Here is a 12,713-nt window from a genome sequence, read left to right on the forward strand (position 1 = left end):
ATTCCGTCGCGCAGCAGGGCTAAGCCGGCAGCCCCTCCAACAGGCGCTCTATAGATTCCGGGCGGATGGGCTTCACCAGGTACCCGTCGGCCTGCAGCATCCGGGCCCGCTCCCGGTCGATGGGGTTTTCCGAGGAGGTGAGCACCACCACCAGGGGCTTCGAGGGAAGGGGTAGCCCGCCCATGGCCTCAATCATCTTGAAGCCGCTCATCACCGGCATCTTCAGGTCCACCAGGATGAGTCCGGGGAACTCTTCCGCCGGCCCTCCGCATGCGGCTTTAACGGCCAGGAACCCCTCCAACCCGTTCACGGCGGTGGCCACGTCCTCGGCGACCTCCATCCTCATCAAGACCTTTTTGGCCACGAACAGCGCCGAATCGTCATCATCCACCAACAGGACTCTTTTGAATTTTCTCACGTTATACACCTTGTTATTCCTTGGGCAGGTGTCCATACCTGACCAATACTCCCGACATACCGTTAAATCAAGAGGAAGGTTGCCTGCACCCTGCATAAGGGTATATGCATCCGTAGTTTGTATTTGATGGACGGGGTATTTCCGGGATGGAAACGCTTTGGGTTTGACCGGGTAGGTCTGTTTTGACGCTCCTACATTCCTATGACACAAATATGTAAGCCACTCCTAGAGTAGGTTTTTAAGGAAACAGGACTTTGGCTTCTTTAAAACTCATAGACCTCCATGGTTTGGGCTTAGGGGCTGCCTTATTTAAATTGGATGGGCTCAGTTGCACTCTCCGTATTTAAGGCAAGTGTTTTATGACTCATATCCAGCATTTTGCATTACAAACGATTTCAATTAACTTGAACGGCCCGGATAGTATCGTCTGTAATCTCTGCACTGACTATAAACCCAATCACCTGATGATCCTGTTCCAACAATACCTGAGAATCTATTTGCTAAAAGGTTTTAGTACATTTTTTCTAATTTTTGCCTTCGCCTTAAGCTTGCGGGCGCAGCAGTTGGTGGATGTTTCTCAGTTGGTTAAACGGAATGGGGCCAAGGTGCGGGTGGAGGGCGAGTTGGTGGACATTACCTGGCTTACGGGTAGGAACGGGAACGGGAGGTTGGTCCTGGACCTTAATAAGGGCATGCCACTGTTTAAGAGCATAGGTTTAGGGTCCAAAGCCGAGTTTAAGGAGATCGCAGCTGGGCTTGACCCTGCCTTCATCCTCACGGTAGGCAAAAGGACTCTGGATCCGAAAAGCGGGGGGTGGGACGTGTTCTTTGACCGGGTTCCCCAAAAGCCCTATAAATCCCATTTGGTTAACTTCCATAAACGTTCTGCAAGCGTGAGCAGCTCTGGCGCCCATACTGTCATCCGTATCCCCGGCATGCAGGCGGCCTCCTTCAGGGGAGAACTTGAAATAACACTATACAACGGAAGCCCTCTGTTCAACGTGGCGGCAGTGATGGTTACGGAGGCTGATTCCACCGCGATCCTCTATGATGCGGGTCTGGTGAGCAAAACCCAGGCTTGGCAGAACATTTCCTGGTCAGATGTGAAGGACGTGCTTCAAACCACAAAGGTGGTACACGAAACTGACGCGGTGAACCAGGAGGTAAAGTACCGCACCATCATCGGACAGGGCAGAGGGGGGAGCCTCGCGCTGTTCCTGCCCCCGCACCAGTATTTCTATCCCTTGGATGAAGCTTTCAACCTTAAGTTCACCTGGTGGGGGCAGGGCTATGGAGGGCTGATGCCCGGCTACGGGATCGGTATCCGCCAGGACCCGATAGGGGGCCGACGTTATGTTCCGTGGTTCAACGCCCCACCGAACACCAGGCAGCGCCTGAATTTCTTCTGCCTGTTGGATCTCGGCAGCCCCGCAAAAGCCCTGGAGGAGGTAAAGAGATTCACCCACGGCGATTCCTATGTTCCGCTTCATGGTTACAAGACCATGGCCAGCCACTTCCACAACGAGTTCACCATGGATGTGGTACTGAAGGGAGTGCCGGTGCCGGAGAAGCCTGAGTTCAAAACGGTCTTCGAGAAGGCCGGAGTGAATATCGTCCATCTTGGGGAGTTCCATGGGCCAGGCCATCCCAAGGGGCCGGACGAGGAACGGTTGAAGGAACTGCATGCGCTCCATGAGCAGTGCGCCCAGCTTTCAGATGGCTATTTCCTTCTGCTGCCGGGCGAGGAGCCCAACAACTTCTACGGGGGACATTGGCTCAGCTTTTTCCCAAGGCCCGTTAACTGGATCATGTCAAGGAAGCCAGATATGCCTTTTGTCTCAGACCATCCTAAATACGGGAAGGTGTACCGTATAGGGGACAAGGAAGAGATGCTGAGACTGCTTGAGCTGGAGAACGGACTAGCCTGGACCGCGCACGCTAGGACAAAAGCTTCCACTGGCTATCCTGACGCTTACAAAGGAGAACCGTTCTTCCAATCCGAAACCTTTATGGGCGCGGCCTGGAAAGCTATCCCGGCGGACCTTTCCCTTCCTACCCTCAGCAAGCGCGTACTAAACCTAATGGACGACATGGCCAACTGGGGCCTGAGGAAGCATGTGATTGCCGAGAAGTGATATCTTCACTATTACGGAGCAGAACGAGATGTACGCGCATTTGAACGTGAACTATCTGCAGCTGGATAAGCTGCCCGACTTCAAGGAAGGTTGGCAGCCGGTGCTGGATGCGATGCGGCAGGGGGAAGTTCTTCGTCTCGACCGGGGAGGTGCTGCTCCCGGGGTTCACCGTGAACGGAAAGGGGGCCTGCGAGACGGCCAAGGTCCCCCGCTCCGGCAAAGCGAAGATCGCCCTCTCGGCCGCCTGGACCTTCCCCTTGAACTTCGCGGAGATAGTGTCGGGCGACGGAAAAGAAGTGTTCCGTGAGCGGATAAACCTCAATAATACCCTGGCCTTCGGGAGAAATCAGTTTGAATTTACTGTGGACCTACGCAAGCGGAAATGGGTAAGGCTTGAGCTATGGGACATCGCGGCGAACGGTGCCTTCACGCAACAGGTTTGGTTGGAGTAGTTTCAAAAATGCCATAGCTTACAATGATACACCTGAATTTTGCTTAAGGTTGCCTCTGTTGAGGCTGAGACGCGTCTGTATTTACTATACTTTTTTGATACGGCACACAGTACCCAAGTCACTATTCATTACAGCATTTATCAGATAGCCAAAAGATGCTAACATACCAATTTGCCAATCCTTAAAGGAGCTTTCATCCCTTCCATAGCAAGGTTCAAGGCTACCCCATTAAGCTTTTGGAAAACGCAAGTAGCCAAGTTTATATAGACTTATTGCCATTCATAAGCAGCATAATACTTACATGTTGGTATTGGTTACAGGTTATTTTAATATAATATTTACAAAATTTATTTACAAATTTATATAGTTAAGATTTCTTTATCCTATAATTTCCATAAATATAATTTACCCAAACAAACATAAAACTTATTCTATATGAAAAAAATTATACTCCTCATTACAGTTGCCCTATTCCTAGGTGAGTTACAGGCTAAGGTTTTAACCGTCAGCAACAGGGCCGGCAACTCCGCCCAGTATCAAACAGTCCCTGCAGCCATCACCGCGGCGTCAGCGGGGGACACTATTTATATTCATGGGTCGGAGACCTCATACGGCGACATCACCATCGACAAGAAACTCACCATCATAGGTTCTGGCCACAACCCAAAAAAGGAACTGGCGCTCGTCTCAACCTTAGGTACGGTTTCGATAGATGCCTTCAATGGAGGGGCGAGCGGCACCTCCCTCATAGGCCTTAGGATCGCGGCCGTGAACAGCCCCAATTACGGGCAGAAGGATGTCACGATCAAGAGGTGCAGGGTGGATTCTTATATCAGTGCTTTCGGAGCAACGGGCGGAATCTCCACAAATTGGGTAATAGAGAACTGCATCTTCCCGTATGTGCAAATTCCCCATGATGTTACCAAGGTCTCGAATTTTCTTATTAGGAACAATATCATCACGCAGGGGCTTTTCGGAACCAACTCATGCGTGATCGATAACAATGTCTTCATCGGGTCCAGCGCGGCCTTTTCGGATGTCCACTACGCCATTATCCAGAACAACGTCTTCTACGGGGCAACGCCTAAAGGGGCTTCCAACTCGACCTTCAACAACAACATCACCTTCTCGGCTTCGGACTCTGCGCTTCCCTACGGCAACAACGGCGGTAGCCAGAACAAAGTGAACGTGGACCCCAAGTTCACCAAGTTCACGGCCAACATGGGATTCAGCTACGACCATGATTACCGGCTGCAAGCATCCTCGCCGGGTAAGAACGCCGGTACTGACAAAACAGACATAGGGATATACGGGGGCATCGGCTTCTCGGAGACCGGGGAGCCCCCCGTGCCGGTTGTCCGGGTGTTCACCATCCTGAACGGCGTGGTCGCCCCCAACGGCAAACTCAACATAAAGATCAGCGCAGAAGCCAAAAACTAGGGCGTTGCCATGAAGCTACTGAAAACTATCGGGGCAATCGGCATCTTGCTGCTTTTCTCTGCTCTCCAAGCCTTAGGCCAGACGGTTGCAAAGGGCGAGTACTTCTTCGATACCGACCCGGGTCTGGGCAAGGCAAAGGCACTTGCCGTCTCCCCAGGCGGGCTGGTGGACGTCACAGCCGAGGTGGGCACCGAGGGGCTTACTCCCGGTTTCCATACCCTCTTCGTGCGCTTCCAGGACCAGAATAGACGCTGGGGGCTGAGCGAGGGCCGTACCTTCCTGGTGGAACAGCGGCTGGCCGCGGCCAACAGCGCCATCGCTAGGGCCGAGTATTTCTTCGACTCCGATCCGGGTCTGGGCAAGGGCAAGGCGCTGCCAGGAGGCACCGGCGCCGTGGTAGATGTCTCTGCTGAGGTAGGCACCGAAGGGTTGGCCGACGGCTTCCACACCCTTTTCGTCAGGTTCCAAGACCAGAAGGGACACTGGGGATTGAGCGAGGGCCGCACGTTCCTGGTGGAGCGCAGGTTGGACCCCGCCAACACCGCTGTTGCGAAGGGAGAGTTTTTCTTTGACTCGGATCCGGGGCTGGGCAAAGGCAATGCGCTGCCAGTGGGCATGGGCGGGCTGGTGGACATCACGGCGGAAGTGGGCACCGAGGGACTTGCCCCAGGTTTCCACACGCTCTTCGTGCGTTTCCAGGACAAGCAGGGCCGCTGGGGCCTGAGCGAGGGGCGGGCTGTTCACATCCGGAAAGGTGAGGATGCTTCCGCCACCATCGTCGCCGCCGAGTATTTCTTCGACAATGCCAACCCGGAACCTGGCAAGGGAACGCCATTGGTGATAGAGCGGGGTGCCATGCTGGAGACGGAGAGGCAGATAAATACGGCTGGCCTCGCCTTGGGTAAGCATCGCCTTCAGCTGCGCCTGCGTGACAGCAGGGGCACTTGGGGCCCACCTGAGATCAAAGAATTCACGGTGGCCAATCCGCGGCTTGACAATATTACCCCGGCATCAGGGGGCAACCTAGGGGATGTGACCATGAATATCCTAGGGGCCAGCTTCGACCCAGGAACGAAGGTGAGGCTCAAGCGTACCGGGCAACCTGACATTGCCGTACCGGATTCGATGGTTACAACCTTCAACGGAGACCAAGTACAAGCGGTATTAAATCTTAGGGGGAAGGCCACCGGAGATTACGACGTTGAGCTTACCCTGGGAAACGGCACCGTGTTGACCAAGCCGAAGGGATTCACCGTCATAGAGGGTGTTGCTGCCCACCCTTGGGCCGAGATTCTCGGCTTCGACAGGATTAGGATCGGCCAATGGCAGACCTATACCCTTTCCTACGGGAACAAGGGAAACGTTGATGCCCATGGGGTGCCGCTGTACTTCGCAGTCTCGGATGAGGCAGAAATCAAGACTGACTTTGCGTTCGAAAAACCCTCTGAGTCTTTTAATGTCGCCCCGAATGCGATTTATGACTCTATCCCTGATTACATCGTCGTTGATACGCTCATGGGGTATACCAAAAAGATGAAGCTGGTGAGCATCTATGTTCCGGCGATTGCAGGTAACTCCACCAACAGCCTCTCCTTCAAGGTGAAGGTGAACTCTTCCAAACCTATAGAGGTCTTTGCATGGGCGGGTGAGCCGCTATTCGGTTCTCCCCTGAAAGGGTGGGCCTCTGAGTGCATGGACAACCTTTTCGATCTTGCCGCCGGGACGAACCCTATAACCAACTGCTTGAACAATGCATTTAACACAGGGTATGAGGCCGGGAACGTTATCAACAAAGCAATCGAGAAGGAAAGCTGGGGGCATTTGGCCGCAGGTATTTTTTTGAAGATGCCGGCTGTAATTGTATCAAACACTTTGGATTGTGCCCTGAGTCCAATCAAAGCGACTACCGTGGCTATGAAAATGATAAAAACGGTTATAAAGGTTGCAGCTGAAAAGACCACCGGGAATTCAGGTATAGGTATTCCTGGGACAGGGGGGCTCAATCTTGACATATTAGAGAGCTGCCTTCCACCGCCGGAGCCACCCAAACCGCCCAAGCCGGTTCAGCCCGTCAACTCCTTCGACCCAAATGACAAGATCGGGCTGGCAGGGGCCGGGCCCCTCAACTTCATAACGGGCACGGAGGTGTTCCCCTACGTCATTCGGTTCGAGAACAAGGCCTCCGCCACGGCCGCGGCGCAGACCGTCAGGATTGTGGATACCTTGGACATGAACACACTGGACATCTCCACGCTCCAGCTGGGCTTCTTCAGCTTCGATGATGTGATCGTCAATGTGCCCCCGGGAAGGAAAAATTACACGGTGGATGTGGACCTGCGCCCGAAAAACAACCTGATCGTGAGAATTGAGGCCAAACTGGATGAGCAGAAGGGGATACTCACCTGGCTGTACTCCTCCCTGGACCCGGCCACCCTGCTGCCCACCGAGGACCCAGAGGCTGGGTTCCTTCCGCCAAACAAAACGGCTCCCCAAGGGGAAGGCGGTGTTTTCTATACGATCAAGCCCAAGGCCGACTTACCTACCGATGCCAAGATCAGGAATAAGGCTTATATCTTTTTCGATAACAATGAGGTGATCCCAACCCCAACTTGGGCAAACTCCGTTGACAAGACACCGCCTGTGAGCAAGGTGAAAGAACTGGCGCAGACCCAGAGGACAGAAGAGTTCAGGGTTGAGTGGGGTGGCGCAGACGAGGGGGCAGGCATCGCCGAGTATTCCGTTTTCGTGGCGGTAAACGGCGCGCCCTACAAGCTTTGGCTGGACGGGGTGACTACTGCGTCAGCCCTGTTCAAAGGCAAACAGGACTCCACTTACCACTTCTACAGCGTGGCTACGGATAGTGCCGGGTACCGGGAGTCGGCCCCCGTGGTCCCAGACGCCACCACGAAAGTCTCACTTGTGACCGGCATGGAGGAGGAGTTCGGCAACCAAATCACTGTTTACCCGAATCCGGCATCGCACACCCTGGTGGTTGAGTTGCCTGAAGAGATGCGCAAAAGCAGGTTTGGCATGTTCGACATCTCTGGCAGGCTGAAAGTAGACTTGGCGGCTGAGAGCCTGAGCACGAGCATTTCGGTTTCCCACCTGCCGAAAGGCATATACCTGCTCCGCATCTCCAACGGAGGCTTGGTGGTTACCCGTAAAGTGGTGCTTAGGTAGATGCCGTCATTGCAACAGGCTATACTGTTGGTTTAAGATTAGTCTATACTCTATCTTATGGTCAAGAGCTGTCCTGAACCCGGTGGCTCTTGACCATTCTCTTTTGCGGCTGTACCGCCATCTTGTCTGCCTCTAGCGGGGATCCCTTTTGGGCACAACCTAGGGGAGCTCAAGGGCCCTTTTAGTATGGGGCGATCAGGCCTTCAGGAATGGATACTCGGCACAGCAAGCGTATATCTTTGATTGTAAGGGTAGATGGGGTGTTTGGCACCCGGAAATGTCCCTATGATTTCGTGATTTCAAGAATGGGTGTGACTGTTGTACCAAGAGATTGTTAATTCTGGGAGCCATACATGTTACTGTTCCAGCAACCTTCCGATCCCATCCTTTTACAACCCCTATATCGCATGAACATCCTCATCTCGGACATCTCCGGTATCCTGGCCGTGCAGCACCTCTCTCTGCGAGTAAATAGAAAAGCCCTGTAGGTGAAAACTTACAGGGCTTTTTGTTTTAGTTCGGACATATATCGGACCCTTTTGGGTAGCAGATACCTTTGTTACCTACTTCAATTAACAATTGAAAAGCTTTAAAGCAATTTAAGTGGAATAAAAGGGAAGGCACCTTCAAGTTAACAGATGCATCCTTAGAGAATACATAAAGAGAGGGGCTACGCGACCACATCGAAATTTGAAAACGCCTGTGTTGTAAAACATTACAGGTGTTTTTCTTTCAATTCGTACGCATATACGTACAACTTTTGCTTCTCTGCCGCATTTCATCTGTTAGAAAGCCATGGCTTAGGGTGCGTAATTTTCTTCGCATCTTCCCTTTTTACGCAGCAACGGACTATGCCCCGGTAGCTTGTATTTGAAGGGGGAATATATTACCCTGATTGAAATGCTTTGGGTCAGACCGGGTGGGCTGGATTTAGACAGGTCTCCATAACGTTGTTCCAAGCCAGATTGGAGACCGGGAGCGGTAATGAGCAAAATTACACAAACTTCCTCTTTCGCGCCGTATCCTCAGCGGATTAGGGTTGAGCGGCGGTTACTTAGCCGTCCGGCCGCCGTGCCGTACCGTAGATCGGGTTATGAATGAGGGCGGACATTCCGGAGAATCCTGGTTGCCTGTTCCGTTTTTAGGTTTGTTCCGGCCGGTTGGTTGCCTTTCTGAGAGGGATTTCACCAAGCGGTGACGTAAGGGGCCTAATGATTTGAAGGTAGCCCTTGCTTTAACCCGCCCTTGGCAGGAAGCGTGAAAATATGGAGATATGCGAGCGGCTAATACCGGAAAGCCGTAGATTTCCGCTGAATCACGGGGCATTCCGAAGCTCCGTTTGTCAACAGCGGGTATCCCAGCAGATGAGCAGATGGAGAAACCACCCTATGATTCTCCTTGACTACCCAGCCTCGGAAGGCACAGGCAAGTGGTACCTGCCCAGTCGGGGGCAGTACTCAGTTACCAGGGGGATTGTCACCGTGGATGGTTTCGACTCCTTCTTCGAGGCCTACAGGTACGCCCTGAATCGGTTCGGCTCAGAGGACTTCCTGGTGAGGAAGAAAGGGTGGTGAGCCTACCACCCTCCAAGGTAGGGAATTCGCTTCGGCTGAAACCTTTTAGGGTGGAGCCCCAGAGTGATGAACGCCCGTTCGGGGTAGCGAAACCTGGCCACTCTGGAGCCCGTCTAGTGACACGGACTTCCCTGCCGGAATGCAGCCTTTGTATAGCCAGCATAAATTCAGACTAGAGAGGAAAGGCCTAATACCTGATTACCCGCACCGCCGCATGGCCGGCGGCCGTCTCTACCTGTGCGAGGTACATGCCCGGTGCCTGGCCGGAGAGATCCAGGGCCAGCTCCTGTCCTTCCCCCAAAAGGCGCCTTGAAATCACCCGGCCATTCGCTTGGGAAAGGGTGAGGATGGCCGGTCCCGCTTGGGGCCTCCCCATGACCAGAATGGCCTTGCCCTGAGTGGGGTTGGGCCGTGCCGAAAGGGAAAGCAGGGCTTCCTTGGCGGCCTTCACCGCCACTACCTTCGACAACTCTTCCTTCCCGTCCGTGTCTACCTGCCGGAGGCGGTAATAGGCGGTGCCCGCCAAGGGTGACCTGTCCTCGAAGGCGTAGGTCTGGGCCACGCTGGAGGTGCCGTGCCCCCTTACCTGTCCCAAGGCTTGGAAAACCTTCCCGTCGGCGCTCCTCTCCACACCGAAGAAGTCGTTGTCTTTCTCCGAAGCCGTCGCCCAGGAAAGGGTCACCGCTCCAGGGGAAGGTTTGGCGGAGAAGGCGGTCAGCTGCACCGGCAGGGTCGTTGGTTCCGTCACCGGGATGGAGTAGGTGGCAGGCTCCGAGTACCGGGCGCTCCTCCCGGCAGGCGCCGCCATCCTTGCGGTGGATGAGGCGGCTGCGTCCCTTGCCACGTACGTGAAGGAGGCTACCCCTGAAAAGGAAGGGTTTGGCGTGAACACCAACTGGCCGGCCTGCCCTATGGTCAAGTCATAGGACCCGGCCTCGCTCACGGGAATATCGGCCAGGCCGCCCGGCACCCTCAGGCTCAGCTTCCCCTGCGCCGGGGCGGGAAGGGCCGTGACCCTGTATCCTGCGACCTGGCCTCCGCTGGCCTCCAGCGTGATCTCAGCCTGCCCACCGATGTTTGGGATTGGCTTGGAGATCTTGCTCACGGCCGAGGGCACGGGCACTGCCCCTATGTATATGCTGTACACGGCCGGAACGGCCGACTCCCTGCCGCCGGCGTCGATAACGGCGTAGGCGAAAGTGACAACCGTGCCGCCGGTCTTGCTGCCTACTTTGAAGTATAGCTGTCCGGTGCTCACCACCTGGCCTGCCGAGAGTTCGACGGCGGTGCCGTTGCTGCCGGTAGACAGGGCACCGGAGGAGGGCAGTGATAGGATGCGGTACCTGAGCGCCTCGCCCTCCGCGTCGGTCCCCTCCAAGGGGGAGATCGCCTGCCAGGAACCCCATGCCCGGTCAACGGCGAATGACACGTTGCTGGCCACTGGGGCATTGTTTGCCTGTGCCAGGGAGGGAGCGGAAAAGGCAAGTGAAAAAAGCAGAGAGGCCGAAAATAGAAGCAGTCTAGCTGATTTGGGTACAAAGGGAAAATTCAAAAAAGCCAAAAACTCCATGGTAAGCTAAACAGGTAAACGCAATTATTGTAATATTCTTTTATCCTCGTTGGACAGTGTAAAGGTATGCCCACCCTCCCCGTAGCCAACAAGTAAACGACAGAGCCCGGCATATGCGGTGTGAAAGCGGAATTATGTTGGCTGAAGCAGCCTTCTGCGTGCGTAGGGAAGCACTTTACCCTAGCCAACCGGGTGAGGCCTCCGCTGGGGCAAGCGGTCACTTCTCAGTGGCCAGGCCTTCCCTGACGGAATGCCTCCTCTTGGGAATGTGGGTTTTCTGCAATTCCGGGGCCGTCTACCAAGCTGGGGAGGCCTTGGAAACTGCCTTCCTTGAAGTGCTCCGTAGCCCGGCCCCTGAAGTGCCGCCCAGCTCAAGGGGATTGCATTCTCCCTGCACGGAGTGCGTGGATGGACATAGCCGCCCCGGCGTGACCGGGCCGGGAGGGCGGGTAAAGCCGCTTCACCCGCCCTCCTTCAGCAGGTTGGAGAGGATGATGTTAGCGTTATAGAGCGCCACCAACGGGTCACACCGCCCGAAGCCACTCCTCGGCGGCCTCCTTACCTTGGAAGGTGGTCACCATCACTCCCCTGACCCCGAACCCGAGCGCTTTGTCGGCCGAGAGCCTGGCGTACACGTCAGGGGAGTAGACGTGGGCCAGAAAACGGCACCCTGCCCGGTGCATCCGCGGGATCCAGTCCAGAGCCACCCACTCGGCCGCGTCCGACCACATGCCTGTGACGCGGGTGTTGTCGTTGAGGAGCTTGTGGCACTGGTGGAAGGCCAGTACCTTCAGTATCCTCTCGCAGCCGTCCCTGACAGTTGCTTCCGTCTGTTCCCCGACCCAATCGGCGTAGAGGAGGTCACCCGCCATGCTGTGGCGGATGGCGATGTGGGGTTCGGAGATGAGTATTCTTCCGTCCATTCTTGAGGTCTCTTCGTTGTCAATGTCTTAGGTTGTACCCCGCTCGATGCTCTCCATCACCACGGAGGCGAGGCTCTCCAGCGCCCGCCGGTCGTCTTCGGAGAACTCCCTCGGCTCCCTGTCCACGAGGCAGAGAGCGCCGATGTTGAAGCCGTCCATGGTGGTCAGCGGCGCTGCCGCGTAGAAGCGGAGGCCGAGGCCGCCCGTCACCAGGGGGTTCGCCAGCAGGCAGGGTTCAGCGAGGGCGTTCTCGAAAACGGTGGTATCCGATCGGAGCACGGCCAGCGAGCAGAGGCTGGTGCCCCGGGGTACGGACGAAAGAGGCTCGGGCATGCCAGAGCTGCCCTTTGCGTGCACGTACTCGCGGTCCACCAGGTTCACTAGGGCAATGGGTACCTTGAACACGCGCGCCGCCATGGCCGCGATGTGCTTGAAGGTGCCTTCCTCCCGGTGGGTGTCCAGGAGGTGCAGGCTGCGCAGCTTGGCCAGCCTCTCCTCTTCGTTGTCGGGAATGAGGGGTATTCCAAAGGTATTCTCCATTAATTGCTGTTAGGGTAAGGGACCGTGGCCGGTTTGCCCGCGGGTGTTCCTTCTAACCTGTTTCCGGGGGGGTGGGTTACAAAAATAAACATGGGTACGATTTCCTCCGCGGGTTTTAGTGCGTGATCTTCCCCCAAGCGCCGTAATCAGCATGCCCCCGGGCCCTCTGTCCTGCAACCCACATAGGGGGATTCTGCCGGCCTACCGCCAGTAAAGGGAGAACCGAAGCATGGTGGCGCCAATTCCCCTTCCTTTTATTGGACAGCCGACAAGTGACGTATGAAAGGCACTCCTAAGCCATAGAGGCAAAAAGCCTTATTGTATTCTTCCGATCTTTTTATTTTCTCTTACGTGAAAAGAGGTGATCGGCGGCAAGGCGTGACCAATACCCTCTTTTACACCAAACTCCGTAAACTTATGGGTTGTCTTCCTGGGCTCTTTCCCTCTTGTCGTGCCCTTGGTGTTTCGGTTTCCCGGAACT

At 55.2% G+C, this 12,713-nt stretch carries 10 protein-coding genes; 6 read left to right on the forward strand and 4 right to left on the reverse strand.

Going from position 1 to position 12,713, the window contains the following annotated elements; all coding sequences use genetic code 11:
- Nucleotides 1-19 precede the first annotated feature (19 nt).
- Nucleotides 20-454 carry a response regulator gene (locus J3P35_RS08395; RefSeq protein WP_210463876.1) on the reverse strand — a complete coding sequence of 145 codons (435 nt, stop codon included), beginning with the start codon at nucleotides 452-454 and terminating at the stop codon, nucleotides 20-22.
- A gap of 428 nt (nucleotides 455-882) precedes the next feature.
- Here J3P35_RS08395 and J3P35_RS08400 point away from each other — a divergent pair, with 428 nt between their 5' ends.
- From J3P35_RS08400 to J3P35_RS08415, 5 genes are all read left to right on the forward strand, one after another.
- Entirely contained in the window at nucleotides 883-2,553 is a 1,671-nt protein-coding gene (locus J3P35_RS08400) for a hypothetical protein (protein ID WP_246850032.1), read from the forward strand.
- A gap of 170 nt (nucleotides 2,554-2,723) precedes the next feature.
- Nucleotides 2,724-3,005, forward strand: a complete 282-nt coding sequence (locus tag J3P35_RS21965; RefSeq protein WP_246850034.1) for a CehA/McbA family metallohydrolase domain-containing protein — start codon at nucleotides 2,724-2,726, stop codon at nucleotides 3,003-3,005.
- 990 nt (nucleotides 3,006-3,995) lie between these two features.
- The gene (locus J3P35_RS08405; protein ID WP_210463877.1) at nucleotides 3,996-4,445 is read left to right on the forward strand and encodes a hypothetical protein; all 450 of its coding nucleotides are present in this window, start codon (nucleotides 3,996-3,998) and stop codon (nucleotides 4,443-4,445) included.
- Between the two features lie 9 nt (nucleotides 4,446-4,454).
- Complete coding sequence (locus J3P35_RS08410; protein ID WP_210463878.1) at nucleotides 4,455-7,625, forward strand: T9SS type A sorting domain-containing protein; 3,171 nt, start codon at nucleotides 4,455-4,457, stop codon at nucleotides 7,623-7,625.
- Between the two features lie 1,388 nt (nucleotides 7,626-9,013).
- On the forward strand, nucleotides 9,014-9,199 hold the full coding sequence (locus J3P35_RS08415; protein ID WP_210463879.1) for a hypothetical protein: 186 nt from the start codon (nucleotides 9,014-9,016) through the stop codon (nucleotides 9,197-9,199).
- Nucleotides 9,200-9,386: 187 nt separating this feature from the next.
- On the opposite strand, the gene J3P35_RS08420 is transcribed toward J3P35_RS08415, so the two are convergent.
- The gene (locus tag J3P35_RS08420; RefSeq protein ID WP_210463880.1) at nucleotides 9,387-10,346 is read right to left on the reverse strand and encodes an Ig-like domain-containing protein; all 960 of its coding nucleotides are present in this window, start codon (nucleotides 10,344-10,346) and stop codon (nucleotides 9,387-9,389) included.
- Between the two features lie 52 nt (nucleotides 10,347-10,398).
- Between J3P35_RS08420 and J3P35_RS22185 the strand changes: the two genes are divergently transcribed.
- Nucleotides 10,399-10,779, forward strand: coding sequence for a hypothetical protein (locus tag J3P35_RS22185; RefSeq protein ID WP_210463881.1), 381 nt, complete (start codon nucleotides 10,399-10,401; stop codon nucleotides 10,777-10,779).
- A gap of 514 nt (nucleotides 10,780-11,293) precedes the next feature.
- Here J3P35_RS22185 and J3P35_RS08430 read toward each other — a convergent pair.
- Together J3P35_RS08430 and J3P35_RS08435 are read right to left on the reverse strand one after the other, a co-directional pair.
- The gene (locus J3P35_RS08430) at nucleotides 11,294-11,692 is read right to left on the reverse strand and encodes a hypothetical protein (RefSeq protein ID WP_210463882.1); all 399 of its coding nucleotides are present in this window, start codon (nucleotides 11,690-11,692) and stop codon (nucleotides 11,294-11,296) included.
- A 27-nt stretch (nucleotides 11,693-11,719) separates the two neighbouring features.
- Nucleotides 11,720-12,232 (reverse strand): GAF domain-containing protein, encoded by a 513-nt coding sequence (locus tag J3P35_RS08435; protein ID WP_210463883.1) that lies wholly within the window; start codon nucleotides 12,230-12,232, stop codon nucleotides 11,720-11,722.
- Between the last annotated feature and the right edge of the window lie 481 nt (nucleotides 12,233-12,713).

It is taken from the genome of Rufibacter roseolus, assembly GCF_017916365.1.
In the GTDB taxonomy this organism is placed as follows: domain Bacteria; phylum Bacteroidota; class Bacteroidia; order Cytophagales; family Hymenobacteraceae; genus Nibribacter; species Nibribacter roseolus.

Bases quoted from the DNA above. Each gene is read 5' to 3' on its own strand.
- J3P35_RS08435 (WP_210463883.1), bottom strand. From the start codon at position 12,232: ATGGAGAATACCTTTGGAATACCCCTCATTCCCGACAACGAAGAGGAG.
- J3P35_RS08415 (WP_210463879.1), top strand. From the start codon at position 9,014: ATGATTCTCCTTGACTACCCAGCCTCGGAAGGCACAGGCAAGTGGTAC.
- J3P35_RS08395 (WP_210463876.1), bottom strand. From the start codon at position 454: ATGGACACCTGCCCAAGGAATAACAAGGTGTATAACGTGAGAAAATTC.
- J3P35_RS08410 (WP_210463878.1), top strand. From the start codon at position 4,455: ATGAAGCTACTGAAAACTATCGGGGCAATCGGCATCTTGCTGCTTTTC.
- J3P35_RS08400 (WP_246850032.1), top strand. From the start codon at position 883: ATGATCCTGTTCCAACAATACCTGAGAATCTATTTGCTAAAAGGTTTT.
- J3P35_RS08430 (WP_210463882.1), bottom strand. From the start codon at position 11,692: ATGGACGGAAGAATACTCATCTCCGAACCCCACATCGCCATCCGCCAC.